This is a genomic window from Prochlorococcus marinus XMU1405 (assembly GCF_017696275.1).
Taxonomy (GTDB): Bacteria; Cyanobacteriota; Cyanobacteriia; order PCC-6307; family Cyanobiaceae; genus Prochlorococcus_A; species Prochlorococcus_A marinus_AB.
The window spans coordinates 34,421-57,448 of sequence record NZ_JAAORF010000002.1; the positions used below are offsets into that span (position 1 = coordinate 34,421).

Here is a 23,028-nt window from a genome sequence, read left to right on the forward strand (position 1 = left end):
ATCAGCGTAATTTTTGCGAACTTTTTAATTAATGCAATTCTTATAACCTTCAATCTTTGCTAGTTCATCAATATTCAAACCTGTTTCTTCCAGTAAAGTTTCTCCTATATCGTCCTTATTAAATTTAGTTAAAGCTCCTTTAGTAGAGTACTTAATACATTGGTTTTTGTATTTTGCTTCTTTGACTAAAGGAGATAAATAAAAACCAAACAAGATGATAAAAGCCCCATAGGTTACAACTTTTCTATGGTTTTTCCACCATTCATAAAATTTATTGGACACGAAAAATAAATGATTATTTTCTATTTTAAATTGACTGTCAACAAATTACTTTAGAAATTTAAGGATTGGTTAATTTATTGTTTTTTCATTAATAGATTTAACCCAAGAATAATATCTTGATTTTCTAATCCTTTGCTCTTTTGAGACTAATCTATCTGCAGATTCTAGGGGTGATTCTCCTTTCTCAACTTTTGTTGTAATAGAAATACCAAAACCTTTTGCTTCAATTTTTGCAATGCCACCCTCTAAAAAAAATAAAAAAGACCAACCTTTGTTCCATCCTAAATAGAAGGGATTTCGATACATTGCATTCTTTTGGAGATACCCTTTAAATGATATTTTCCTTTTCAAGGAGTTACTTGTATTCACTATTACCAAATAAGAACTTTACGGCTGATTATTTCTGGAAAGTAATTTTGTATTTAAATAATTACCAGAGGAATACTTGACGTCTGCGAGTAGTACATTTATATTAATAGTACAACTGTATTATATACATGACCTCAGGAGTCGCTAATGTTCGGACTTATTTTTATCGTGGCAGTCTTATTGACCCCCCAACTGGCTGGTTGTTTAACAAAAAAAGTGGTTTATTAATTTTTTTTGAGAGTTATAAGAAATCTGTATCTAATAACTTACAAGTATATACTCATCTTTTCTATGCAAATGAATTAGGTGAACCAGCCCAAATTAAAAATTCAAGACTTCATTCTATTGAGTGTGCTTGCGAAACATGGAATGAATTAATTTCAGGAGGTTGGCAAATTGTTACTAATAAATTCCAGTAATCATGATCAAGGTAAATCCTTCAAAATGGGAATATCTAAAAGAATCTACCCTAAAACGAAAACGAACAAAGATTTGTATTACTTGCAATCACTTTCGCTACAGCACTACAGAAACTTTTGCTACTATCTTGATCTGTCCAAAATACGAAAAACGTATACCACAGGGTGATCATTTACTTAAAGGTTGTGAGTATTGGCAAAAAAATAGGACGATATTTTCTCCTGAAGCATCTTAATTATTCTCTAATTAAACTTCTCTAGGTAGAGATATTTAGTTATGTAAACAAAGCATTATTTTATACAACTTAAAAAGTTCTTTTTAAGTAATTTTGAAGCATGATTCAATTCTACTTTTCCATATTTTTATTAGTTGTGCTTACATTTTTTGCACTTTTAATAGATGCACCAGAATTGGCTTCTTTAATTCAAACATTTTAGAAAATAATAAATCAGCATTTTTACTGATTTACTTTTTTAATAAGTAAGGCGTAGGTTTAACTTGTTGAATAGGAGGGATCTAATGATTGACAGTCCACCAGAGGAGTTAAATTATAAAATTTAAATCTAAATAAAACTAATGCTAAATCTGGAATGAATTTTCTATTTGAGATTCATTCCTTTTTAATTTCTTTCTAAAAAATGTAAATTATAAATATTAAATTTTAAAAGTAAAAATCTGTTCATATTAAAATGTTTTAAGGCCTTAGTCTCTTCTCAGATAGTGGGTAACTTTACCTGAATCCAAAACCAGTTTTTTGTTCTTCTTTTTCTTCCCATTCAATAATAATTAATTTTAGTAAACTTTTAAGTTCTGAATTTGAAGCGTCAGTGTCTTTTTGAAGATTTATACAAATGCTTTTTATTTCCTCATAAGCATTATCAATTAATATTGTTTTTTGATCTGGATTAGCCATAGAATTTTAAAATGCTCCATTACAGTTGAACCCGCTGCAGTTAATAACCCTGAAGATATTCATTACAAAGTTGTGAAATCTTTCATCGTAAAAAAATGCCCAAGTTGTAAATATAGCAAAACCAGAGACAGCAAAAGCAGCATATTGAAGCCAATGTATTCCATAGCTATCCAATCCATTTTTATCAAAATCAGAATTACTCAATTGATTTTTTTACTTATAATAAAAATTTTTTACTTAAAAGGAGAGTTTGTTTTGAACGCGAGATTTATTTTTTTTAAATCTTAATGTATTGATAGTTTAAATAAAACCAGGTATTATCCACCCAAAAAAACCGTAGTTTATTATCAAAGCTAAAAAACCAATCATAGCTAATCTCCCATTTGTTATTTCGGCATTTTTCCAAAATTTACCCATGTAGTTTTTAATTTTTTTCGAATTTTTATCTATTAAATAATTTGGTTCTAAAGGTTCCTGCAACCTTTTGATGGCGTATAAAGAGAATTGAATTGTAATTGCAATAATAACAACTATAAAACTAGTAAGTGCATCCATTTTTAAATTTCATATGTGATCAATTAGTAAGCCAAAGAGTAAATGACGTTTGTATACATCAAACATTTCCTCATTTCTGCTTTATTGACAGAGGAAACCTTAATTTGAATTATTAAAGAATGTAACATATTTAAAAAAAATTAGTATGAATTCTTACTTTTTCTTTGGATTTCAGAATTTTAAGGACTTTATTGTTACATTTATGTGTCAGTTACATCCCAGGACTAGTCTTAATTGAATTAAAGAGTTAGCTTTGAAGTTTTTAATTTAAATCAGATAAAATATTGAATATTTTTTATAAGGAATATATTTTTAATGTGATTTATTTAAAATATATTTAATAACTAGAAATTATTACTTTTGTTTGATTTCAGGAAGGTAGAATTTATTGCCTAGTGTGTAACCAATTGACATCAGTACGAACCCAATAAGTTGAGGTAAATGAGAATTTGCTATAGAGATTTTTTCAATCATTTCTCAATCCATAAATTTATATTTTAATAAAAAATTTTAAGTACTGTAAGTCTATTTTCTTTTTGATTCTTTAATCTCCCCAGATTTTTTTAGTGAATTAACAAGTCTTTCATTTTCTGTTTTTAAATTTTCTAATGCAGATTTTGTGAATTGTTCTTTAGCCTCAAATTTTGCTGAACTTATAACTTTTTTATTAGGAAGTTTTTTCTTCGGTTCTGACTTCATATTAAACAGCAATTTAAAAAAATTTTAGAAGTTATTTTTTTTGAGTTAGGTATTATTTTTTACAGTTTGCTGGTTAATAATATTTGTTTACATAGACAAATTAATCTTTATCTTTTGGGAGCCTTAACCATCCAGTAGTCCATTCTGATTTTAGTTTTGCCCATGAGATTCTTTTAATATCTTTTTTATTTTTGGTAGGAAAAATATCAACCCACCTATCTTCATTTTTTCCACCATAAGCTTTAACTTGAAAATGCCTATTACCATTAATTGTTTTTGGTGCTGTCCAACACAAAGTAGGAGGCCATTTCATGAGAAATTTTTAAAAGTTAACAAACTAAAGGTTGCTTTGCCCAGTTAACACTAAACCATAATATGCAATCGTACCAAGGATAAGTACGATTCCTAGTATTCTAATAATCATGATTTAATATTTTTAAATTCAAATTATATTAGAGAAATTTTATAAATTTGCGTTGAAGATTTAATATTTTCTAATTTTTCCTTTTTTTATTTCTAACTATGGAGTGGCAAGATTCAGGATGCCATTCATTCTGAATCTTGCCAATAAAATCATAAATAAATGAATCAGGACATCCAGTTTTTTTTTGAAGTTCTGAAAGTTCTTCTTTAATTAATTCATATACACTCGTTATTACCCCTAAATTTTCTTCTTGCGAGGGAGCCCATTTTTTATTCTCCATTAATATTTTTTAAATTATTTTCACAATATCGTAATAGGTTATGTCTCCATAATCAGCATCTGAGCAACATAAATCTCCATATAATTCTTCTAACAAATCGTACGCATCTGAATACTTATCAAAACTTTGAGTTGTTAATTCGTCATCTTTCCCATCAATTCTAATTATTTTGTAGGTCATATTTTATTTAGATGCAAAAAGTATTTTTTTTTGATTCATAAGATCATCTTATAAATAAAAATCTTATTTAGGAGTATTAGTTGGGTAAAGCTTCTGAATTTTATTTTTCTGAATTTCTATTTTTCTTCTTTCATATTTTTTTGCCATTATTTGTCTGATAAATAATTGTGGGATAAGCCAAACTAACGCGATAGCTATAGCCATGAAAGCAGGATTTCTCCACGTTATCCTAATAATCTCTTGTATAAATTCTTGATTGAAAATTTCCATAAATTAAATTTTGATGATAAAAATATCTTTGCTTTCTTTTATAAAATCTTTTAAATTTCATAATCCATCATAACCTTAAAAAATCTAATAAGGAATTTTATAAATTTTTTCTTTTTATAGTTCGTTTTCACTTATATTTGGATTTAGATTAATTTCTTATTTTTTAGTTTAGAGATGTCAACTTATCTAATTACAGGATCAAATAGGGGTATTGGATTAGAACTATGTAGGCAAATCCATAAGAGGGGAGATAATGTAATTGCAGCTTGTAGGAAAGCTTCAAAAGAACTTAGAGATTTAGGAGTGAGAATTGAAGAGAATATAGAAATTGCTTCAGATGAGTCGATAACAAATTTGTGTAAAAAACTATCTGGAGTTAATTTAGATTGCTTAATTCATAATGCAGGAATATATGAATTTAATTCTTTGGAAAACTTAGAAAAGAAAAGTATTTTGCGTCAATTTGAAGTCAATGCATTGAGCCCAATATGTATGACTCAAACACTTAAACATCTTTTAAAAAGATCTTCTAAAGTTGCTTTTATCACAAGTAGAATGGGATCTATTGAAGATAATACATCAGGAAGTTCTTATGGTTACAGAATGTCTAAGGTCGCCTTGTCCATGGCAGCAAAATCACTTTCCATAGATTTATCAAGGGAAGATATTTATGTAGCTATTTTGCATCCTGGGTTAGTGAGTACAAGAATGACTGGCTTTACAAGAAATGGAATTAGTCCTGAAGAATCAGCAAATGGCCTTTTAAAACGTATTGATTCTTTAAATAAAAATAACTCGGGTACGTTTTGGCATGCCAACGGAGAAGTTTTGCCTTGGTAATATCAATACATTCATATTGAAGAGATTTATATCTTTAATTTGTTAAAAAAATTTTAAATTTTTAACGAATTTCTTTCCTTGTTTAATTCTTTTAGTTATCTTTAAAAAAAACATTAGTAAAGGAGGTGATTCATTGTCGTATCTACCGAAAAATGCGGTTAAAAAAGAGGCCGTGAATTCAGTATCTTCATCAAATTCATCGGTCTCTTTTTCTTTGATTAAGAAAAAAGGTTTTATAATCAATAGATTTATATAAATCAGTAACTTAATAATTAAAAGCTCTGCATCTCAAGTAGTCGCAGGGTTTTTTTTATGAATTTTAATAATCTTTCAGATTGTACTCTATCTTTTTTGGCCAAAATAAATTAAGGCTAAAAAAGATATTGTGCTTACAAAAGCGATTAAGTACCACCCTGTTGAGGAGTTGCTAACTACTTCTGTCATTTATTTTGATTTATCGGAGGAATTGATTATTTGGGTAAATATCACAATTGATATGATTAAAAAAACTAAAAGGATGTAAGTTACGTTCATTTATAGAAAAAAGCTAATTATCAAAAAGATTATTCCTAAAACTACCGTGACAATTGCTCCATCTACTAATAAGTCTTTCCATGTATAACTTTTAAGCATCCTTGTTTTATCTTCTTCACTCATAAGGTTCTTTAACCACGTCCAATCTAAAAGCTGTGTCAATGCAACACCAAAAATTAAATGACCAAACAAAATGCCAATTAGATCAATTCTAGAAATATCTTTAGTGAGACTTGTAATAATAAAAAAGTCCACTAGCTTTTTTCTTTATTAGATAAGGCACCACCTTCTTCTTTGTATTTTTCCCAAGCTTCGCTTATTTTTGCTTTAGAAAAATTTTGTTTTCCCTCAGAGAATTTATTTTTGAGGTTATTTAAACTATTAGTCAGCTCTTTTTTTGTTGGTTCATCAAGAAAGTTTGATGTTAATTTCCATAAGTACCAGCTACTTGCTAGAAGAAGAATTAATCCCAGTAGTTGCATATTGGTTTTTTTACTATGCTACAACTTTTTAAATGGTTTCGATAAATTAATTTATTTAATACCCGCAGAATTTTTTTTACTTAAATAAAAATTAAAACTTCAACCAGTGGAAAAATATTCTATCAAGTAACCATATAGTTAAACCCCCTTCCAGGAAAGCCAACCAGTACATCGCATAATCAGAAAATCCCATTTGTTCTTTAACTGTTTTAATTAATTTTTTATGAGCTTGAATGAGATTTTTCATGAATAATTAAATTTTTTAAACCTGCTGAATTTCTTTAATCAAAAAACCCTTCCCATAGCAAGATAGACATGTCTTAGTCTCATCTAAAGAAATTCTTAGAAAACCTGCTCCATTACATCTAAAACAATTTACTTTAGTGTTTGAATAGATTTTTGATTTAATTTTAGCAGCACGATTTAAGTAAGAAACAGTTTCTTTACGACCGTTTGCCTTGGCAGCTTTGTTTAAAAGCTTTTTGTAGTTGACTTTAAGTTCTTGGATATTCATCTTTTATAGAAAATAAATACTATTACAGGAAAAACTAAATGTTTAAAAAATTTAAAAATTGGGATTTCCCGTTGATATTTCTAATCTGATCTCTATCTGAGATTTTTATAATATAACTAGAATTTTTTTGATATGTTTGGTAGCAAGAGTATTAATTTGTATATTTAATAGAAATTTTATATTTGACAAATTAGAAATATTTTGGGCGATCATTTAATAAATCATTATTTCGCCATAGAAAGTAATTTTTGAAAATTTTGTTGTTTAAAAATATTTAACTCTAATAAATCATCCAGCCTTTTTGAGGTTTTTTACTAAAAAATCATTTTCATTAGTAAGAACTTTAAGCTTAGATTTTTCCAACTCTTTTTTGATTTCGGGATTCAAATCCTTTTTTGTCTCATGTAGATTCATAAGATTTGTTCTTAAAATTATTTAAAAGACATTTGCGATCATAGTGATCCCAAAAAAAAATTGTGGATAGTTTTTTCCTAAAAGAAGATAATATTTTATTTTGCACATAGAAATTTAAATTTAATCAACATATTGTGGAAAACCCTGTTGAAAAACACCTAAAAAGTGGATAACTCTTCGGGAGCATTCCCAAAACAAGCTTTTCTGGAATAATTTTTAAGTATTAATACTTCATCAAAAAAAATAAAATATAGTTTAAAAAGTATCATAATCTGTTGTTATAACTGTGGGATCATTACTTTTAAAAAAAGACAAAATATCTATATCAGAAGCTCATGTTGATAAAAAATTAAAAACGTTTTTTCTTCATCATGTATCAAATTGAAAATTAAAGTGAAGAAAAATCAATCTAAACTTGAAATTTTTAATTTTTGTCATAGCTGATTAAAAATTGTTTAATTCGGTTTTCTCTATGGCAACACTTCCCAAACGAAAGATTAATCTAATATGTTTGTATAAGCTAAATATTTAAAATGACAGAAGAAAAAAAAGATTTAAAAAAAAGTTCTGGGAAGAAAAACATTATGTTTGCCTATGGTTTTATACAACTTGGTTCTAGTTTCGTATCGGCAATAGCTTTAGCTGCAATCGCTTTTGGATTCTGTTCAGTAAAAAAGGAATCTAAACTTTTTAATAAATGTGTTGCGGAAATAATTGAAGATGGTGGCACCAATTCTGAGGCCGTAAGGTATTGCAATGGGGGCAAATAAAACCCCTTTCAGATGAATTAAATGGATTCAACTTGTGATTTGATTATTGATTCTTTAAAAGAAGAGCCAATTGGAGAAACTGATCATTTTATTTGGTTCATAACAGATATTGGTATTGTTGCCCTATTTAAAAGAGATGAGAACTTTGAAAGTTATAGTTCGAATGTCGGAATTGAGGCAAATAAAATTGCTATAGATATAACTAAAGAAGAGAAAGAGTACCTAAAAATAAAAGAGAGACAGCTTTTCTTGTTTTATTCATAATATAGGATTTAGTTCTTAATTTAGTAAGATGGCTCAAGGTTAAAGGCCGGCTCCATAATATTATTTTCGCTAATTAATTCGTAGGTTAGCTCTTTATTTAGGGCATTTATATAGGATGTATAAAGTTTTCCCCAAACAAATTCAAATTCATCTTTACTTAAATTCTTGAAAAGAATTTCTCCTTTGAAGTAAATGTGATAAGAATCATTCATCATGGAAAAGTAATCTTTCCCTTTTTAACGCAGTGAGATATGTATGTAGTATTAGGTGCTACTAAAAAGAAATCTATATTTGAAAGTCAAATACTTTTAGACTATCCGTGTATTCATTTTTTGTTTTTTGAATAATCCAACTGTCTCATCAAGATCCATACACGGCTGAATACTTATATCCATTAACCTTCTCCAGGGATGCCATTGCTTCCAAATTGTCTCAAGAGAATCTGCACTTACTACAGAATGTCCAATCCCATTTTGAACCATAAAAATCCAAGAATGAACCTCATAGTTTTCAGGTCTGTTTTGGGGACCACCTGATTCATACCAATTAATTAGCATTTCTGCCCCTTCTTCTTGATCCTCACCATCAGTAAATTCGTAGGAAATCAAATACCTTTGCATATAGATTATTATTAAGATCTCTAAACTATTTTAACTCTAGATTTAGATATTGCTTCTCAATTTAATTAATGCTATTAAGTTTATAGAAGTGATTGTTTTAAATGACTGAAAGATTTGGGAAAATTAAAAAGAATATTTTGACTAATTTATCTTTTATAAATAAGACAATCTTGAGGTATTTTCAAAACCATGATCTGTTCGTATAGCTCCAGTTAGCAGATAAAATTTGATACTTTTTAAAATATCCTAAATTAGTTACCATATTTTTACTGTATAGATACCAATGATAAATAAAAATGATAGTAGTGATCCAATTGATAATTTAGAGTATGAAAAAGTTCTAGAAGAAGAAATAATAAATTCATACGAAAGTAAATTTCAGAAAGATACTGAAGAAGATAGTAAAAAGATTAAATTTTACAGACTTAAAAGAACTCCATTAGAAATACTAAATAGGACATTTTTCTTTTTCTTTATTGGAAGCTTTCTTTTCTCTTTGTTTTTAGCTTATTCAGAAAGTAAGTTGTGGTTCATACTTTATGTAGCAAGTGCATTGTCTTGTGTTTTTTATACTCCTAATAGAAAAGCACTTAAAGAATTAATAGCAGCTTGGCCAAATATAGAGGATCTCATTAAAGGAAGGAGTTTATGGAGAAAAGGCAAGTAAATAGATTATGAAACCTTTAAGTTCATTTAAAAAGTGGTTATTAAATATTCTTGTGCCATACATAGAGGGTACCAACAAGAAAAAGGAGGATAAAAAATGAGCCTTATAAAGCTTGGAATTATTATTGAAATTTTTTTGTTTGTGGGAGTTTTTTTATGGGTTAGGAAACTAAATAGTAAACAAAGTAGGCAACCATCTTTATCAAAAAAAACAATAAAAAATCTCAAATTCTAGAATTTTGATCACAAAATAAGGAATTTTTATAAAGAGATCTAATTTATGGGAAAATTCTTGATTTTTTTCTCTCACTTTGTATGTGAAATCGGTTAGAACATCTACATCGTTCTTATAAAATATGGTTTCCTCCATTCAAGGTCTTGCTCCAATAACCAATCCATTAAATAGTGTCTTAATAGAAAAGAAATTAATAAATGTTGATCAGAAATTTATTCAACTTGTTTCTCTGGCAGAAGGGTTACCTCGGACAGAAGTCATCGAAAGTGGAAGGAATTATTGGAGAGGTGTTTGTAGAAGCTTGATTTTTAGATTTCCTGACGATCTTGAAATCTTAAAGCTTGATGTAAGAAGTTATGTAGATAGATCAAAAGGAATTATTCAGATAAGATCTGCAGCAAGATTAGGGCAATCAGATTTAGGCGTTAATTTAAGAAGAGTTGAATACTTGTTTGATCAATTAGAAAAATTTTAATTAATCTATTTTTTATAAATTTAAGGTTCTTTTTACTAAATAGGTGTGCTTTAATTCATAAGAATATTTGAATTGCCATGTTAAAGATAATCTTAGTTGGAATTATTATCGCGCTTGTATATTCTCAACCGGACCTTCGTCTTACAGTCGCTGATTGGTTAAAAGCAGCTTCTGATTTTCTTATTGAATCAGTACAAGTAAAACCTTGAATTTATTTTTAATGAAGCATTAAAAAAGACCTGAGACAGTAATCATTTGTTTAATGCATACAGCTACGAAAATAAATATTATTATCCTGCTCAATATGTATTTCACTTAAACAAATAAATAGTTTTAGGAACATAATAGAAAATTTTTTTGAAATTTTTGAATAGTTAACGATAATAAGGGATATGAAGCTTAGATTATTTGAATTCTATTTTATTAAAGACTATTTAAGGCCTTGGTTTGGTCTTATTTATTCTTTATTCTTTCTGTTTTTTTTAGGTGCAATTGGCTATCGAATAACAGAGGGATGGGAATGGAGTGATTGCTTATGGATGGTTTTGATCACAATAACCACTATTGGTTTTGGAGAAGTTCAACCTTTAAGTCCTGAAGGCAGGATCGTAACTGTTTTAGTAATCGTTGGCGGATTGATCTTTATTCAATTTACCTTTCAAAAAGCTGTTAGATTATTCGAATCCGGCTATTTTCAAAGAGTAAACGAATTACGTTTTAAAAGACTTCTTAGAAAAATGGAAAATCATGTAATTTTGTGCGGATATGGAAGGGTAGGACAGGAAATATCTAATCAAATAAAAACACAAAATATCCCAATTATTGTTGTTGAGAGTGATGAAGATAGAAAAAAGATTGCTGAAGAAAATGGTTTAGAAGTACTTTGTGCTGATGCAACTCTTGATGAGACGTTAAAACTTGCAGGATTAGAAAAATGTAAAAGTTTGGTTGTTACTTTGCCTAATGACGCTGCAAATTTATATGTAGTTTTAAGTGCTAAAGGGATAAGAAGTTCTATAAGAGTAATAGCAAGAGCTGGAACGGAAGAAGCCGCAAGTAAGTTGAGATTGGCTGGGGCAAGTATAGTTGTAAGTCCTTATATTGCAGCAGGAAGAGCGATGGCATCAATGGCTCTAAGACCAATTGCAATTGACTTTCTTGATCTGCTCGCCGGAAGTGAATGTGAAATTGAAGAATTTGAATTAAGTAATGATATTAGTCTTTTTGAAACTGCAGAGAAAAGATCACTTTCTGAACTAGGAATAGGTAAAAAAAGTGGTGCGAAAATATTAGCCATTAAGGAAAACGAAAAGTTGTTTACAAATCCTGGCGGTAATTTCATCCTTCAGCCAGGTCAGGTTTTAATAGCATTTGGTAGTAAAGAACAACTAAATATCTTGAACGGATTATTAGGAAATCTTGTTGTAGCAGTAGAGTTATTAAAATAGATAGATTTAGATTAAGAATTAATAGCTAAATTAATTTTGGGTCAAATAAATCAAATGAAAATATTTAAATTTCTATTCATAATTCCTGTAATAACTTTAATAATTATTTTTCAAACCTCTGTGCAAAATAGATATCTAATGGCTTCTGATATTAGAGATGGAGAAACAGTTTTTAGAAATGTTTGTGCAGGCTGCCATGTAAGAGGTGGATCAGTTGTTCTTAAAGGATCTAAATCATTAAAACTTTCCGACCTTGAAAAAAGAGGAATAGCAGATGTAAATTCAATAACAAAAATTGCTAATGATGGGATTGGGTTTATGAAGGGTTATAAAAATAAATTAAAGGATGGTGAGGATAAGGTTCTATCACAATGGATTATTCAAAATGCAGAAAAGGGTTGGGAGTAAATGAAAAGCGTGCTTCTGGCATCGTTTTTATTTCTATTAGCTTAATTTTCTTTTGCTGAGGAATTAACTAATTACAAAATTACATCTGATTCTCAAATAAATACTTTAGAAGGTGATTTGGAGGCTAAGGGAAATATAGTCATTAAAAGTAATAGTGGTAATTTTGAGGCTTATTCTGACAAGCTTTCTTTTGATAAGGATGATAAATCTCTAAAACTTATTGGTAATGTTTATGTTAAAAATTTAGAGTCTGAAGGAATTTCAATTGAAGAAAAATCTGGAGATGAATTGATAATATTTACTGATGCGGCAATTTTTGAATAGATGTCAAATTATCATGACTTTCATATACCTTTAAGTCCTCTTAAAGTCATTTACAGCATTTAGTAGTAGATTTAAAGAGGTATTCTTTTTTTAATGGAAGAGAAATTAACTCTTTTCAAGAATCGTAAAAGATTCGGTATCGAAAAAAATATAGATATTATCTTCAAGAATACTGCTCTAGTCTTGTCTAGTTTCGTAGCAATAATACTTTTAGGAATAATTTTAGTAGTCTTTTTTCAGTCATTCGAATCCTTTTCAAGGTATGGATTGAAGTTTCTCATAACCTCTGAATGGAATCCAGTAAAAGATGAATACGGAGCTTTTACTGCAATATATGGCACATTGGTAACTTCTTTTCTTTCGTTATTAATAACTATCCCTTTGGGTGTTGGAACTGCCATATTTATTACCGAGGACTTTGTGCCGAAAGCTTTTAGAGAAATAATAGGTTCTTTTGTTGAATTATTAGCCGCAATTCCATCAGTTGTATTGGGACTTTGGGCAATATTTGTAATGGAACCTTTTTTTAGAGCCTTTTTTGTCTTTTTACATAATTTCTTTGGTTGGGTACCTTTATTCAGTACAGAACCTACAGGTAGGAATTCATTGTTAGCAATATTTATTTTAGTAGTAATGCTTTTGCCCATAGTGACCTCCATTGCAAGGGATTCACTTAATCAGGTTCCTAAAAAGTTAAGAAACGCAGCTTATGGTATTGGAGCTAGTAGATGGAAAACAATATTTTCAGTAATTTTGCCAGCTGCATTATCAGGAATTATGGCAGGTGTTCTTCTTGCTTTAGGTAGGGCAATGGGTGAAACCATGGCTGTCACAATGATTATTGGTAATTCCAATGCATTTAGTTTGTCTCTTTTATCTCCTGGATATACCATTTCTTCAATGCTTGCAAACCAGTTTGGTGAGGCTGATGGAAGTCAGGTTTCATCACTGTTTTATGCGGCTTTTGTACTTATGATCCTCTCTTTGGTAGTGAATATCTTTGCGCAGTGGCTAGTTAAGAAATTTAGTCTCAAATATTAGATAATTATGAATTCACTGTATTACCAGAAAAGATTATCCAGAAATATAGGAGATAAATTCTTTACTTCTTTATCAGTAATTTGTGCATTGATTGCAATACTTCCATTGATTTTTCTGGTAACTTATATTCTTATCAAAGGTGGATCTCAAATCACACCAGAATTATTTACTTTAGAACCAAATCCTCCTGGAGATGATTTAGATGCAGGAGGTATTAATCCTGCATTGATCGGGACATTGATAATTACTACCATTGCTTCAATTATTGCAATACCAGTAGGTGTTGGCGGTGGCATATATCTAGCTGAATATTCTAAAGGTGGTTCTTTTTCAAGGTTTATTAGATTTGGAGTAAATGTTTTAGCGGGAGTCCCTTCAATTATTGCCGGTGTATTTATTTATGCCTTAATTGTTTCAACAAAGATCTTATTTGGAAGTATGTACAGTGGCTTAGCAGGAGGAATGGCACTTTCAATATTGATGTTGCCCACTGTGATTAAGACTACTGACGAAGGTTTAAAGCTGGTGCCTAATGAGTTGAGATATGCTTCTCTTGGAGTTGGAGCAAGTATGTATACAACTATATTGAAAGTTACTTTGCCTTCTGCCTTTAGGTCTATTGCTACTGGCGTTGTACTTGGAATCGCAAGAGCTGCAGGTGAAACAGCACCTTTGATATTTACGGCTTTATTCTCTTATTACTACATAACAGGCTTTGGAGACTTGTTTTATGAGATGGGTTCTTTGGCTGTATTGATATACAACTTTGCACTTGAACCTTATGATGCACAAAATAAATTAGCCTGGGCAGCTTCCTTTATTCTTGTTTTGTCGATACTATCAGTAAATATATTTTCAAGGATATTAGCTGCTTTTACTGAGAAAACTAAGAGAGTATAAATGATTAAAACTACTAAAAAAATACCAAAGAATATCATTTTATCTCTTGAGAATGTATCTATTAGCTATGGAACTTTTGAAGCAGTAAGAAATGTTTTTTGTAATTTCAAAAAAGGAGATATAACCTCCCTTATTGGACCTTCAGGTTGCGGTAAATCAACTGTTCTTAGGTCATTAAATAGAATGAACGACTTGATTCCTAATTGTTCATTAAAAGGTACTGTCCTTTTTGATGGAACTAATATTTACGATAAAAGAGTAGATCCAGTTGAAGTGAGAAGAAGAATTGGGATGGTTTTTCAACAACCTAATCCTTTTCCTAAATCTATCTATGAAAATATTGCATTTGGGGCAAGAATTAATGGCTTTACTGGAGATATGGACGAATTAGTGGAAAGTTCACTAAGAAAAGCTGCTTTATGGGATGAATGTAAGGATAAATTAAATGATAGTGGTTACTCTTTATCTGGCGGACAACAACAAAGACTATGTATAGCAAGAACCATAGCAATTGAACCTGAAATAATTCTCATGGATGAACCATGTTCAGCATTAGATCCAATCTCGACTTTAAAAATTGAGGAGACGATGCACGAACTTAAGAAGAATTACACAATAATAATTGTTACCCATAATATGCAGCAGGCTTTAAGAGTTAGCAATATGACGGCATTTTTTAATGCAATTGAATATGAAGATGGTGATGGAGGAAAAGTTGGTTATCTTGCAGAATTTAATTCGACAAAGAAAATTTTTAATTCTCCCAAAGAAAAAATTACTCAGGAATACATATCTGGTAAATTTGGTTGATGTTTAATTTTTACCTTTAAAAGAAATATTTTTACTTTCAAGAAAGCTTAGGGGTAGACAAACAGTATAAATACCTATATAGTTATTTCGAATTAGTAAGTTTATCTTTGAAAAACTACCCTTTTCTACCTTTCTTGATTTTTGCAGGTGCTCTCATAACAACTGCAACAATAGGGTTACCTGTATTTACTTCATAATTTAGAAGTATTTCTATTTCAGGTAATTTTATGGTTTCATTAATAATTAAAGAATTAATTGGAAGTCCTCATAAAACTTTAATTAAGGAAAATTTATTTGACTTTACAAAAAAAAGAGAGAATATGAATCTGTGTGGGAGTGACAAATCTGTATCAAAACCATTTTTAAGAGTGGTTAATTTCTAATTTATTTATCATGGATAAAACTAAAGAACAGTTAGAAAAATTAAGAGAAGTAGCAGAGGCCTCTCTTACAAAAACGGATGAACTTCAAAAAGTTCTTGCTCAAATCGAAGCTTTAATGTCTAGAGAAGAATCACAAACATTATCAAAGAAGAAATAAAGATTTAAAAAATAATTTTAGGTTTTGTACTTTTAATAACACCTTTGCAATTCCATTGTAGTTATTAATTGGGTAAGCAGAACCCGTTCCAAAGTTTTCTGTTAGGTCTCGAGGTCTTACCTTCTTTAAGTAAAAGACCTCTTTAATTTGTTTGTTTTTATTATATTTTTATAACCTGATTATTTAGTTGATTACTTTATAGATTTCTTTTAAGCAGACATTTACATCAAAAGATTCAGTATTTACGACCTCTAATCCTGTTTTTTCTGTAACTTCAACGGTGGCATTGCATTCGTCTTGTTTAAGAGCCATGTAACTTGGTTTTTTATCATCTATATCTAATTCAACACTTGATTCATTATCTTCCTTATATTGCTCCATTACCAGTGTAAGTGCCTCTATTTCAACGGAAAAATTATCATTTGCTTTTGCCCCAAATGGGATCACAAGAAATGGAAATAAAATCAAGGATATTAATTTTTTCATTTCTATAAAATGTGTTTATTTTTTTTATAACGTGGATTGCTTTCTAAAGAAAGGGGCATTAGCTGAATAAAGTTTTATGTTTTCTATTTTTACTTTTAAAAATAAATTAATAAATTTAAAGTAATTGATAAAAAAACTAAACGAGACTTTTAAGTATAAATTGGTATATCTAAATGAAAAATTTATTTCACTTCAATAGGATTATTCTTAGGATTTTATTTCCACAATTTCTTCTTCAGAAATAATTGCCCATTTTTTAAATGAATTTTTGCAGGGATAGCCTCCTGTTAAGTCTCCAAATGCAGGCAAGAATAAAGTATTTTTATTCTTATCCATTGCAAAGCACCTAAATGATAATTGATCTCCATTATTTTTTATATTGATTTTTGGATGATAATGACCACAAATATTTAAGTTTTTTTTGTTTTCTGAATTAACTGGCTCATGGCTAAAAGTAATATTTTTAGTTTTTCTAATATTAAAAATTTTTATATTTTTAATATCACAACCTACATCGTGATTTCCTAGGACTAGTTCAACGTTAGTTTTTAGTAGTTCAGGAAGATCCTCAACTGTTTTTTGAAGAGTTTTATCTATTGAATATTTGCTGTGGAATAAATCTCCCAATATAATTAACTTTTCAGGACTATATTTTTTTACTATTTTTTTTATTCTTGCAAAATTGTTTTTATCTGAATTATTAGTAAGAGGTATACCATTTTGCTGAAAATATTCAGCTTTCCCAAGATGAATATCGCATATTAATAACTCTTTTGTTTCCGGTAGAAATAACGCTCTTGAAGGAAGCATCTCTAACAATGTATCTTCCCAACAAAATTTAAAAGAACTTTTTTTCATTTAATCACTATATTTTTTTATAAGTTTTTCTACTCTTTTTTCTATTGGTTCATTGCTTAAAGTATTTTTAAGTCTTTCAACTAATAAAGGAAAAGCAAAAGGAGTTGGAGTTCTTATCTCGTTTAATAGCATTTTTAAATTTTTTAATCTTTCTAATGATTTAGATATTCTTTTATTTTCTAATTGATATTCTTTAACTTCTTGATGCGATTGTTTTATCAAAAGATGGCCTTCTTCATATTTAGTGAAGACATCGTAGAAAAGACTTGAACTTATTTGAAGTTGAGAAGAAGTTTTTGTTTTGGTTGGATTATTTTGATTTACTAGTCCACTTATCTGGGCAATATTTTTAAATCTACGTTTTGTTAATTCTGAAAAATTAATTGCATTTTCTAGATCTTTCTCTAATTTTTTGTTATCCAAAAAATAATCAGCTTCTTTTTTAATTATGGAAAAATCATAATCTTCTGAGGTAGTTAAGCTGAATCCAAAATCATTAGCAGCAATACTAAATGTAGTTTGTTTTAATTTTGCTAATCTTAAAGCCCATAGAAATGCAATTCCTTCATTTACAAATTTGCCGTCAAGTGTAAAAACAAAAAGATTTGATAAATCCTTGGTTTTGTATATTTCTATAAGAAATTCATCTTTCTTTGGAATATTTGAAAGAAACTGTTGTTTCTTCAATATTGGGCGTAATGAATTTAGTTCTGGGTTCAAGTAATAATAATTTTCTGATTCATTGCATATATCTATTTCTTTTCTCAAACTTTCACAAAGTAGATCAGAAATTGCCATTTGACCTCCAACCCATGCAGGAATGAGAGAGCTTTTTTTTGTTGATTTTTTAACGTATAAAATCATATCTCTGATTCTTATAAATTGAAGCATTTTACCAGCAAAGTAAAAGGTATCTCCAGGATTTAATTTTGAGGCAAAATTCTCTTCTAAATTTCCTAAGGATTTCCCTTTCATATATTTAACATTCACAAATTTATCGCTTGTTATTGTCCCAATATTGAACTTATGTATTCTTATTAAAGATTTGTCTTTAACAAAATATTTAAAGTTTTCATTATTATTTTTTGATTTTTCTTTAATTATCTTTTTATATTTTGGGTATGCTCTAAGACATTTTCCTCCATATTCCAAAAAGTCAAGACACCAATTCCAATCTTGATCTTTTAAGTTTCTATAACTCCAACAACTTTTAATTCTTTCTTTCTCAATTTTCGGATCAAAGCCATTTCCGCATGCCAAACTTATTAGATGTTGAAGAAGTACATCATAAGATAATTCAGGAAGTCTAATTTCCTCAGATATACCACTTTTTATTATTCTTCTCATTGCACTAATCTCAAATAACTCCAAAGAATTAGTAGGCATAAAAATTATTTTTGATTTCCCGCCTGGTCTATGAGCACTTCTTCCCGCTCTTTGGATAAGTCTAGCTAAATTCTTTGCACTACCAATTTGAACTATTTGATCTACAGGTTGGAAGTCAACTCCCAAATCTAAAGAGCTGGTGCAGACTACCCATTTTATTAATCCGTCTTTAACTCCTTCTTCAACTCTTTTTCTATCTTCTTTATCGAGGGAGCCGTGATGAAGTGCGATTTTGTCTTCCATCTCTGGCAGAAAAAATTTAAGACATTGATACCATCTTTCAGATTGGTTTCTTGTATTGGTGAATAATAAGGTGCTTTTATTTTTATCTAGGATTTTTAAAAGTGAAGAATGACTTCTGATTCCTAGATGGCCACTCCATGGAAAAGTCGTTTCCTCCTCTGGCAAAACGCTTATAATTTCTATCTCTTTTTGGATATTTGTACTTACAATTTTGGGTTTAATAGCGCTCATTCCAACTATTGCTCTTGCTGCTTCTTCAATATTTCCAATAGTTGCAGACATTGCCCAAATTTGTAAATTTTTTATATTACCTCTTAGCCAACTTAAAGATAACTCGCACTGGTTTCCTCTTTTACTACCCATCAATTCATGCCATTCATCAATAATTATTGATGACAACTCCTTGAACAGATTATTAGATTCTTTATTAGAAAGTAAAAGAGATAAAGACTCTGGAGTGGTAATAAGAATATTAGGTGGTTTAGCTAGTTGCTTTTTCTTTTCATATGGGGTTGTATCGCCGTTCCTAATTTCAACAGTGATTTCTTTATTAAAATGCAAAGCTGCTAATTGTATGGATTTTTTTAAATCTCTACTTAGTGCTTTTAAAGGAGTTATTAATAATATATTCACACTTTTATTATTTTTGGGATCTTCTATCTTTGATAGAGGTCCCATTAATGCAGCATAAGTTTTGCCGCATCCAGTAGGAACTTGTATTATTCCACTCTCTCCATTTAAAAATGCTTCCCAAGATTCGATCTGATAGGGTAGTGGCTCCCATCCATTTGTGGAGAAAAACTGTTTAATTTTAAAAATTAAATTATTTTGCTTATTATTTTTCGCAATATTTTTCATTATATTTTTTTCATTAGTTCATAAGCATTCTCTAGGCTATCTGCATCATTAATTTTTTTATCTTTTCTCCATTTAGTAATTCTTGGAAATCGTACTGCTATGCCTGACTTATGACGTTTAGAAATTTGTATTTTCTCAAAAGATATTTCGAATACCATTTCTGGTTTTAACGATCGAACAGGACCAAATTTTTCTATTGTATTTTTTCTTATCCATTTATCTAGCTCTTTAATCTCAATATTGGTTAAACCAGAATATGCACTTGCAAATTTAATTAATTCTTTGTCTTTCCATAATGCAAAACTGTAATCTGTATACAGACCAGCTCTTCTACCGCTGCCGCCCTTAGCGTAAATTAGAACAGCATCCAGTTGCATAGGATTAACTTTATATTTCCACCAAATACCTTTCTTTCTTCCAGAAGAGTATATAGAAGTTTTTTTCTTAATTATTAACCCTTCAGTATTATTTTCTCGAGATTTTTCTTTATAAGTTAAAGCATCAGGCCAATCTTTAGGAAAGATTAAATCACATATTTTGAAAATATCAGAGATATTATTCTCAGTTTTAATTTGCCATTTTGAAAAATATTTTTCTAGCTTAATTCTTCTATTTTGTAATTTAATTTCTCTTATATCTCTCCCATTAATTTCTAAAAGATCATAAGCAATAAAAATAATTGGATATTTTATTTGTATTGATCTAGTGGGAGATTTTCTATTTATTCTTTTTTGAAGTAAAGCAAAATCAAAGGCAATTTGTTCTTTAAAATTCCAAACTAATAATTCCCCATCAAGAACAAAATCATCTTTTATATATGAAATTTTCTCTACTAATTCTGGGAAAGATTCATTTACTAATTCTTGCCCTCTTGTCCATAACGAAACATTGCCTGATCTTTTAATTAATTGCATCCTTATACCGTCGTATTTCCATTCAAATTGAAAATCATTTATTGAATTTTTGAAGATTTTATCTTCAATAGTATTTGCTAGAAGAAATGGAAATGGTTTTGAATTTAACTCTTGAAGATTGATATTCTTTTTAATTAAAAATTCATATGAATCAACTGAAGGTTTAAAATCACCCATCAATCTATGAGAAATAATCTCTTCCTCAATATTAATTAGTTTTGATATTGATTTTGTGATTAATCCGATAGAGACTCCTACTCTAAAAGTTCCTGTAAGAATTTTATTAAATATTAGATGATTATCTTCTGGTAATGTTTCCCAAAGATTTTTAATTTCTAAATTTTTCTCCTCCTCATTAAGTTTTGATAATGCAGGTATTGTTTCGCTTAATAATTCATTGAGGCTTATATTTGATAATTTCTTTTTTCTAGAATTAGTTTTATTTTTAAGTAATAACGTTATTACCTCAGCAGAATCACCAACTTTTAAATAACATGTATCAATTAACCATTGAGGATATTCATATATTTGAGAAAAAAGATTTTTTAAATACCTTCCACTAATGAATCTCTTATTACTTTTTCCAGTTAGTAAATATATTGCCCATGAATTATCTATTGGATCATTAGATAAAAAATAATTCTTTAAAACTTCAATTTTATTATTTGTACTATTAATTGAATCTAGATCGCCAAATAATTCTGAAAACTTTTTTAAGCTCATATTTATTTACCGAATAAAAGGACATTTATTGATTCCTTTTCAACTAAATATTTACTTAAGGCTTCACTATCTCCATGATGAAAAAATACATTTTTTGCTTCAGACTTTTTTACTACTTCCAGAATTCCATCCCAATCGGCATGATCAGAGATTGCGAATCCTTTATCATATCCTGATCTTTTTCTTAGAGCTCTTATTGACATCCATCCACTCGCGAAAGCTGTTTGAATGTTTTTGAAATTTTTTAGATAGGAGCCCTTACTTAAAGATGGCGGTAATAATATTAGACTTCCTTTAAGTTCATCTATCTTTTTTTTATTTTCAATTTTTATAGTATCTTTAATATCAATTCCAAGTTCCCTATAACTATTGTTCATTTTGTGAATACTGCCATGGGAATAAATATTACCTTTAAAATTTGTTTGACTAATTTCGTTTAACAATCTCTGAGCTTTTCCAAGTGAATAGCAGAAAAGTAAAGAAGTTTTTTCTGGTGAATTAGTTATCCATTTTGAAATATCATTTGCTATTTTACTACTCTCATCCCACTTAAATATTGGCAAACCAAAAGTACATTCGCTTATTAAATAATCAGTTTTTACTATTTCATATTGTTTGCAAGTCTGATCTTTTTGAAGCTTAAAGTCACCTGAAATTAGCCATTTTTCTTCAGCAAAAATAAACCTTATTTGACTAGATCCAAGGATGTGACCTGATGGATGAAAAGAAATATTAATGCCATTTATCTTAAATTCTTCTTCATATTCAAAAGTCTTAATTTTGATATTATCTCCAACTCTTTCTTTAAGGAGTATCGCAGTTTCCTTAGTAGAAATGTATTCTTCACAGCCAAATGTAAAGTGATCAAAATGAGCATGAGTTATTAATGCCTTTTTTACTGGCTTGCTTGGATCAATCCAAATATCAGCAAGTTCACAATAAAGATTTCCATCTTTATATCTAATTAAATATTCTTGTTTGGTTCTCAAAACTACATCTCTTACAATGAAGTTAATTTAGCTAATTATGCCCAAGCTTGTTTTGATAAAGCTATGGCTGAAATTGTTAGTAAAGCAATAACTACAAATTTGTTGCTCCAATTAATCATGAATGAACTAATTTTGTTGAAAGTAACTCTTTTAGATGGCACAATCTTTTTTTTATTCATAATGTGATGATTTTTATTATTTTCTAAGTAATTTAAATTTTTAATCTCATTTATTAATTTAGATTCGCAAGTTGAGAGTTGTTCTACTTGATTTAATAAATCAATATCTTCTGGTTTTAATAAAGAATTTAATTCTTTAATTTGCCTTTCGTTTTTCACAAGAAATTCATTAACTATCTCATCTGTCCCTAACCCCTTCTTTATATTTAAAAGAATATCATCTCTTTCCCAAGATTTTTCAAGGGAATTTAAAATTTTGCTTAAGCTCATTTTAAGTATTTTTACTTATGATAAATTATTATTTTTTTCTTCTGTGGCTTATTCCTTTAAGTAAACAAAAAAAATTATTTTTATTTAAGATTTACGAATAAGTCTGTTAGCAAAATATTTTATTTTTACCTTTTCTGCAATTTTTTTAGAACTACTTTTAGTTTTAACTTTATTTAAATTGATCACTTCATCTGACACATTTTTGCCCGTTTTGAAATAACTTTTAATTTTTTCTAATTCTTCTTTATTTAATCTTTTAGTTGCACCTTTTGCATTGATTCCAAGTTTCTTACAGGCTAATAATATTCTATTGCTTTCAACATTTAGATCTTTGGCAATACTGAAAATAGGAGTGTTTATAGACATTACTTCCCTAGCTATTGTATGTACTATCCATAATATATTTATAAATTAGAAATTAAAAATATTTTAACTATTATTAATT

General features: G+C 28.9%; 38 protein-coding genes. 14 read left to right on the forward strand and 24 right to left on the reverse strand.

The features are described from left to right. Positions 1 to 24: 24 nt before the first annotated feature. Together HA148_RS03600 and HA148_RS03605 are read right to left on the reverse strand one after the other, a co-directional pair. Positions 25 to 282, reverse strand: coding sequence for a Notch domain-containing protein (locus HA148_RS03600; RefSeq protein WP_209130310.1), 258 nt, complete (start codon positions 280 to 282; stop codon positions 25 to 27). Positions 283 to 351: 69 nt separating this feature from the next. Next, entirely contained in the window at positions 352 to 588 is a 237-nt protein-coding gene (locus HA148_RS03605; RefSeq protein ID WP_011862731.1) for a hypothetical protein, read from the reverse strand. A 191-nt stretch (positions 589 to 779) separates the two neighbouring features. On the opposite strand from HA148_RS03605, the gene HA148_RS03610 reads away from it, so the two are divergent. Beyond that, a complete protein-coding gene (locus HA148_RS03610) occupies positions 780 to 1,070 on the forward strand; it encodes a DUF1651 domain-containing protein (RefSeq protein ID WP_075439804.1) in 291 nt (96 codons plus the stop codon). A 731-nt stretch (positions 1,071 to 1,801) separates the two neighbouring features. Here HA148_RS03610 and HA148_RS03615 read toward each other — a convergent pair. The 8 genes from HA148_RS03615 to HA148_RS03650 all read right to left on the reverse strand — a co-directional run bounded on the left by HA148_RS03615 (position 1,802) and on the right by HA148_RS03650 (position 4,392). Continuing rightward, entirely contained in the window at positions 1,802 to 1,984 is a 183-nt protein-coding gene (locus HA148_RS03615; RefSeq protein ID WP_209130312.1) for a hypothetical protein, read from the reverse strand. A 6-nt stretch (positions 1,985 to 1,990) separates the two neighbouring features. After that, positions 1,991 to 2,188: a hypothetical protein gene (locus tag HA148_RS03620; protein WP_011818197.1), complete on the reverse strand. Its 198-nt coding sequence runs from the start codon at positions 2,186 to 2,188 to the stop codon at positions 1,991 to 1,993. 96 nt (positions 2,189 to 2,284) lie between these two features. Next, a complete protein-coding gene (locus tag HA148_RS03625) occupies positions 2,285 to 2,539 on the reverse strand; it encodes a chlorophyll a/b-binding protein (protein WP_025933361.1) in 255 nt (84 codons plus the stop codon). 525 nt (positions 2,540 to 3,064) lie between these two features. Beyond that, positions 3,065 to 3,238: a hypothetical protein gene (locus tag HA148_RS03630; RefSeq protein WP_011818200.1), complete on the reverse strand. Its 174-nt coding sequence runs from the start codon at positions 3,236 to 3,238 to the stop codon at positions 3,065 to 3,067. Between the two features lie 100 nt (positions 3,239 to 3,338). Further along, positions 3,339 to 3,551 (reverse strand): TIGR02450 family Trp-rich protein, encoded by a 213-nt coding sequence (locus HA148_RS03635; RefSeq protein ID WP_025931683.1) that lies wholly within the window; start codon positions 3,549 to 3,551, stop codon positions 3,339 to 3,341. Between the two features lie 181 nt (positions 3,552 to 3,732). Beyond that, positions 3,733 to 3,942 carry a hypothetical protein gene (locus HA148_RS03640; protein WP_209130314.1) on the reverse strand — a complete coding sequence of 70 codons (210 nt, stop codon included), beginning with the start codon at positions 3,940 to 3,942 and terminating at the stop codon, positions 3,733 to 3,735. A 9-nt stretch (positions 3,943 to 3,951) separates the two neighbouring features. Then, complete coding sequence (locus HA148_RS03645) at positions 3,952 to 4,122, reverse strand: hypothetical protein (RefSeq protein ID WP_209130316.1); 171 nt, start codon at positions 4,120 to 4,122, stop codon at positions 3,952 to 3,954. Positions 4,123 to 4,185: 63 nt separating this feature from the next. Next, entirely contained in the window at positions 4,186 to 4,392 is a 207-nt protein-coding gene (locus HA148_RS03650) for a hypothetical protein (protein ID WP_209130318.1), read from the reverse strand. A gap of 174 nt (positions 4,393 to 4,566) precedes the next feature. On the opposite strand from HA148_RS03650, the gene HA148_RS03655 reads away from it, so the two are divergent. Beyond that, positions 4,567 to 5,232, forward strand: a complete 666-nt coding sequence (locus HA148_RS03655) for an SDR family oxidoreductase (RefSeq protein ID WP_209130320.1) — start codon at positions 4,567 to 4,569, stop codon at positions 5,230 to 5,232. 42 nt (positions 5,233 to 5,274) lie between these two features. Here HA148_RS03655 and HA148_RS03660 read toward each other — a convergent pair whose 3' ends face one another. The 5 genes from HA148_RS03660 to HA148_RS03680 form a co-directional block, all read right to left on the reverse strand. Continuing rightward, positions 5,275 to 5,475, reverse strand: coding sequence for a hypothetical protein (locus tag HA148_RS03660; protein WP_245152007.1), 201 nt, complete (start codon positions 5,473 to 5,475; stop codon positions 5,275 to 5,277). Positions 5,476 to 5,766: 291 nt separating this feature from the next. After that, positions 5,767 to 6,021 carry a hypothetical protein gene (locus HA148_RS03665; RefSeq protein ID WP_209130322.1) on the reverse strand — a complete coding sequence of 85 codons (255 nt, stop codon included), beginning with the start codon at positions 6,019 to 6,021 and terminating at the stop codon, positions 5,767 to 5,769. Continuing rightward, on the reverse strand, positions 6,021 to 6,248 hold the full coding sequence (locus HA148_RS03670) for a hypothetical protein (RefSeq protein ID WP_011862743.1): 228 nt from the start codon (positions 6,246 to 6,248) through the stop codon (positions 6,021 to 6,023). The genes HA148_RS03665 and HA148_RS03670 overlap by 1 nt, the downstream gene beginning before the upstream one ends. Before the next feature lie 91 nt (positions 6,249 to 6,339). Further along, on the reverse strand, positions 6,340 to 6,495 hold the full coding sequence (locus tag HA148_RS03675; protein WP_209130324.1) for a hypothetical protein: 156 nt from the start codon (positions 6,493 to 6,495) through the stop codon (positions 6,340 to 6,342). Positions 6,496 to 6,510: 15 nt separating this feature from the next. Next, on the reverse strand, positions 6,511 to 6,762 hold the full coding sequence (locus HA148_RS03680; RefSeq protein WP_025931689.1) for a hypothetical protein: 252 nt from the start codon (positions 6,760 to 6,762) through the stop codon (positions 6,511 to 6,513). A 947-nt stretch (positions 6,763 to 7,709) separates the two neighbouring features. On the opposite strand from HA148_RS03680, the gene HA148_RS03685 reads away from it, so the two are divergent. Next, the gene (locus HA148_RS03685) at positions 7,710 to 7,946 is read left to right on the forward strand and encodes a hypothetical protein (protein ID WP_209130326.1); all 237 of its coding nucleotides are present in this window, start codon (positions 7,710 to 7,712) and stop codon (positions 7,944 to 7,946) included. Between the two features lie 21 nt (positions 7,947 to 7,967). Then, a complete protein-coding gene (locus HA148_RS03690; RefSeq protein ID WP_209130328.1) occupies positions 7,968 to 8,210 on the forward strand; it encodes a hypothetical protein in 243 nt (80 codons plus the stop codon). 20 nt (positions 8,211 to 8,230) lie between these two features. Here HA148_RS03690 and HA148_RS03695 read toward each other — a convergent pair whose 3' ends face one another. Together HA148_RS03695 and HA148_RS03700 are read right to left on the reverse strand one after the other, a co-directional pair. Beyond that, entirely contained in the window at positions 8,231 to 8,422 is a 192-nt protein-coding gene (locus HA148_RS03695; protein WP_025893100.1) for a hypothetical protein, read from the reverse strand. 96 nt (positions 8,423 to 8,518) lie between these two features. Next, a complete protein-coding gene (locus tag HA148_RS03700; protein WP_011818215.1) occupies positions 8,519 to 8,830 on the reverse strand; it encodes a DUF3303 domain-containing protein in 312 nt (103 codons plus the stop codon). Positions 8,831 to 9,113: 283 nt separating this feature from the next. On the opposite strand from HA148_RS03700, the gene HA148_RS03705 reads away from it, so the two are divergent. From HA148_RS03705 to HA148_RS03745, 10 genes are all read left to right on the forward strand, one after another. Then, positions 9,114 to 9,497 (forward strand): DUP family protein, encoded by a 384-nt coding sequence (locus HA148_RS03705; protein WP_209130330.1) that lies wholly within the window; start codon positions 9,114 to 9,116, stop codon positions 9,495 to 9,497. A gap of 355 nt (positions 9,498 to 9,852) precedes the next feature. Next, complete coding sequence (locus HA148_RS03710) at positions 9,853 to 10,206, forward strand: DUF1499 domain-containing protein (RefSeq protein ID WP_209130332.1); 354 nt, start codon at positions 9,853 to 9,855, stop codon at positions 10,204 to 10,206. A gap of 77 nt (positions 10,207 to 10,283) precedes the next feature. Next, on the forward strand, positions 10,284 to 10,415 hold the full coding sequence (locus HA148_RS09610; RefSeq protein WP_257471501.1) for a hypothetical protein: 132 nt from the start codon (positions 10,284 to 10,286) through the stop codon (positions 10,413 to 10,415). 183 nt (positions 10,416 to 10,598) lie between these two features. Beyond that, complete coding sequence (locus tag HA148_RS03715; RefSeq protein WP_011376270.1) at positions 10,599 to 11,654, forward strand: potassium channel family protein; 1,056 nt, start codon at positions 10,599 to 10,601, stop codon at positions 11,652 to 11,654. Positions 11,655 to 11,708: 54 nt separating this feature from the next. Continuing rightward, a complete protein-coding gene (locus HA148_RS03720) occupies positions 11,709 to 12,062 on the forward strand; it encodes a c-type cytochrome (protein ID WP_209130334.1) in 354 nt (117 codons plus the stop codon). A gap of 117 nt (positions 12,063 to 12,179) precedes the next feature. After that, positions 12,180 to 12,386, forward strand: coding sequence for a hypothetical protein (locus tag HA148_RS09570; protein ID WP_245152008.1), 207 nt, complete (start codon positions 12,180 to 12,182; stop codon positions 12,384 to 12,386). A 93-nt stretch (positions 12,387 to 12,479) separates the two neighbouring features. Continuing rightward, entirely contained in the window at positions 12,480 to 13,427 is a 948-nt protein-coding gene (gene pstC, locus HA148_RS03730; RefSeq protein ID WP_209130336.1) for a phosphate ABC transporter permease subunit PstC, read from the forward strand. 6 nt (positions 13,428 to 13,433) lie between these two features. After that, entirely contained in the window at positions 13,434 to 14,327 is an 894-nt protein-coding gene (gene pstA / locus HA148_RS03735) for a phosphate ABC transporter permease PstA (RefSeq protein WP_209130338.1), read from the forward strand. Continuing rightward, entirely contained in the window at positions 14,328 to 15,137 is an 810-nt protein-coding gene (pstB, locus tag HA148_RS03740; RefSeq protein WP_209130340.1) for a phosphate ABC transporter ATP-binding protein PstB, read from the forward strand. A 393-nt stretch (positions 15,138 to 15,530) separates the two neighbouring features. Continuing rightward, on the forward strand, positions 15,531 to 15,677 hold the full coding sequence (locus tag HA148_RS03745; protein ID WP_002808068.1) for a hypothetical protein: 147 nt from the start codon (positions 15,531 to 15,533) through the stop codon (positions 15,675 to 15,677). Between the two features lie 183 nt (positions 15,678 to 15,860). Here HA148_RS03745 and HA148_RS03750 read toward each other — a convergent pair whose 3' ends face one another. From HA148_RS03750 to HA148_RS03780, 7 genes are all read right to left on the reverse strand, one after another. Next, on the reverse strand, positions 15,861 to 16,163 hold the full coding sequence (locus tag HA148_RS03750; RefSeq protein ID WP_209130342.1) for a hypothetical protein: 303 nt from the start codon (positions 16,161 to 16,163) through the stop codon (positions 15,861 to 15,863). Positions 16,164 to 16,370: 207 nt separating this feature from the next. Further along, a complete protein-coding gene (gene pdeM, locus HA148_RS03755; RefSeq protein ID WP_209130344.1) occupies positions 16,371 to 17,021 on the reverse strand; it encodes a ligase-associated DNA damage response endonuclease PdeM in 651 nt (216 codons plus the stop codon). Beyond that, a complete protein-coding gene (locus tag HA148_RS03760) occupies positions 17,022 to 19,508 on the reverse strand; it encodes a ligase-associated DNA damage response DEXH box helicase (RefSeq protein WP_209130347.1) in 2,487 nt (828 codons plus the stop codon). Continuing rightward, the gene (locus HA148_RS03765) at positions 19,508 to 21,145 is read right to left on the reverse strand and encodes an ATP-dependent DNA ligase (RefSeq protein WP_209130349.1); all 1,638 of its coding nucleotides are present in this window, start codon (positions 21,143 to 21,145) and stop codon (positions 19,508 to 19,510) included. Before HA148_RS03765 ends, HA148_RS03760 begins: the two co-directional genes overlap by 1 nt. 2 nt (positions 21,146 to 21,147) lie before the next feature. Then, positions 21,148 to 22,134 (reverse strand): ligase-associated DNA damage response exonuclease, encoded by a 987-nt coding sequence (locus tag HA148_RS03770; protein WP_209130351.1) that lies wholly within the window; start codon positions 22,132 to 22,134, stop codon positions 21,148 to 21,150. A 35-nt stretch (positions 22,135 to 22,169) separates the two neighbouring features. Continuing rightward, a complete protein-coding gene (locus HA148_RS03775; RefSeq protein ID WP_209130353.1) occupies positions 22,170 to 22,583 on the reverse strand; it encodes a competence protein ComC in 414 nt (137 codons plus the stop codon). 84 nt (positions 22,584 to 22,667) lie between these two features. Further along, on the reverse strand, positions 22,668 to 22,949 hold the full coding sequence (locus HA148_RS03780; RefSeq protein ID WP_209130355.1) for a translation initiation factor IF-2 N-terminal domain-containing protein: 282 nt from the start codon (positions 22,947 to 22,949) through the stop codon (positions 22,668 to 22,670). Positions 22,950 to 23,028: the final 79 nt, after the last annotated feature.

Coding starts and splice junctions, on each gene's coding strand:
- HA148_RS03605 (WP_011862731.1), bottom strand. CDS start 588: ATGTATCGAAATCCCTTCTATTTAGGATGGAACAAAGGTTGGTCTTTT.
- HA148_RS03610 (WP_075439804.1), top strand. CDS start 780: ATGACCTCAGGAGTCGCTAATGTTCGGACTTATTTTTATCGTGGCAGT.
- HA148_RS03615 (WP_209130312.1), bottom strand. CDS start 1,984: ATGGCTAATCCAGATCAAAAAACAATATTAATTGATAATGCTTATGAG.
- HA148_RS03625 (WP_025933361.1), bottom strand. CDS start 2,539: ATGGATGCACTTACTAGTTTTATAGTTGTTATTATTGCAATTACAATT.
- HA148_RS03630 (WP_011818200.1), bottom strand. CDS start 3,238: ATGAAGTCAGAACCGAAGAAAAAACTTCCTAATAAAAAAGTTATAAGT.
- HA148_RS03635 (WP_025931683.1), bottom strand. CDS start 3,551: ATGAAATGGCCTCCTACTTTGTGTTGGACAGCACCAAAAACAATTAAT.
- HA148_RS03640 (WP_209130314.1), bottom strand. CDS start 3,942: ATGGAGAATAAAAAATGGGCTCCCTCGCAAGAAGAAAATTTAGGGGTA.
- HA148_RS03645 (WP_209130316.1), bottom strand. CDS start 4,122: ATGACCTACAAAATAATTAGAATTGATGGGAAAGATGACGAATTAACA.
- HA148_RS03650 (WP_209130318.1), bottom strand. CDS start 4,392: ATGGAAATTTTCAATCAAGAATTTATACAAGAGATTATTAGGATAACG.
- HA148_RS03655 (WP_209130320.1), top strand. CDS start 4,567: ATGTCAACTTATCTAATTACAGGATCAAATAGGGGTATTGGATTAGAA.
- HA148_RS03670 (WP_011862743.1), bottom strand. CDS start 6,248: ATGCAACTACTGGGATTAATTCTTCTTCTAGCAAGTAGCTGGTACTTA.
- HA148_RS03675 (WP_209130324.1), bottom strand. CDS start 6,495: ATGAAAAATCTCATTCAAGCTCATAAAAAATTAATTAAAACAGTTAAA.
- HA148_RS03680 (WP_025931689.1), bottom strand. CDS start 6,762: ATGAATATCCAAGAACTTAAAGTCAACTACAAAAAGCTTTTAAACAAA.
- HA148_RS03685 (WP_209130326.1), top strand. CDS start 7,710: ATGACAGAAGAAAAAAAAGATTTAAAAAAAAGTTCTGGGAAGAAAAAC.
- HA148_RS03690 (WP_209130328.1), top strand. CDS start 7,968: ATGGATTCAACTTGTGATTTGATTATTGATTCTTTAAAAGAAGAGCCA.
- HA148_RS03695 (WP_025893100.1), bottom strand. CDS start 8,422: ATGAATGATTCTTATCACATTTACTTCAAAGGAGAAATTCTTTTCAAG.
- HA148_RS03700 (WP_011818215.1), bottom strand. CDS start 8,830: ATGCAAAGGTATTTGATTTCCTACGAATTTACTGATGGTGAGGATCAA.
- HA148_RS03705 (WP_209130330.1), top strand. CDS start 9,114: ATGATAAATAAAAATGATAGTAGTGATCCAATTGATAATTTAGAGTAT.
- HA148_RS03710 (WP_209130332.1), top strand. CDS start 9,853: ATGGTTTCCTCCATTCAAGGTCTTGCTCCAATAACCAATCCATTAAAT.
- HA148_RS09610 (WP_257471501.1), top strand. CDS start 10,284: ATGTTAAAGATAATCTTAGTTGGAATTATTATCGCGCTTGTATATTCT.
- HA148_RS03715 (WP_011376270.1), top strand. CDS start 10,599: ATGAAGCTTAGATTATTTGAATTCTATTTTATTAAAGACTATTTAAGG.
- HA148_RS03720 (WP_209130334.1), top strand. CDS start 11,709: ATGAAAATATTTAAATTTCTATTCATAATTCCTGTAATAACTTTAATA.
- pstC (WP_209130336.1), top strand. CDS start 12,480: ATGGAAGAGAAATTAACTCTTTTCAAGAATCGTAAAAGATTCGGTATC.
- pstA (WP_209130338.1), top strand. CDS start 13,434: ATGAATTCACTGTATTACCAGAAAAGATTATCCAGAAATATAGGAGAT.
- pstB (WP_209130340.1), top strand. CDS start 14,328: ATGATTAAAACTACTAAAAAAATACCAAAGAATATCATTTTATCTCTT.
- HA148_RS03745 (WP_002808068.1), top strand. CDS start 15,531: ATGGATAAAACTAAAGAACAGTTAGAAAAATTAAGAGAAGTAGCAGAG.
- HA148_RS03750 (WP_209130342.1), bottom strand. CDS start 16,163: ATGAAAAAATTAATATCCTTGATTTTATTTCCATTTCTTGTGATCCCA.
- pdeM (WP_209130344.1), bottom strand. CDS start 17,021: ATGAAAAAAAGTTCTTTTAAATTTTGTTGGGAAGATACATTGTTAGAG.
- HA148_RS03760 (WP_209130347.1), bottom strand. CDS start 19,508: ATGAAAAATATTGCGAAAAATAATAAGCAAAATAATTTAATTTTTAAA.
- HA148_RS03765 (WP_209130349.1), bottom strand. CDS start 21,145: ATGAGCTTAAAAAAGTTTTCAGAATTATTTGGCGATCTAGATTCAATT.
- HA148_RS03775 (WP_209130353.1), bottom strand. CDS start 22,583: ATGAGCTTAAGCAAAATTTTAAATTCCCTTGAAAAATCTTGGGAAAGA.
- HA148_RS03780 (WP_209130355.1), bottom strand. CDS start 22,949: ATGTCTATAAACACTCCTATTTTCAGTATTGCCAAAGATCTAAATGTT.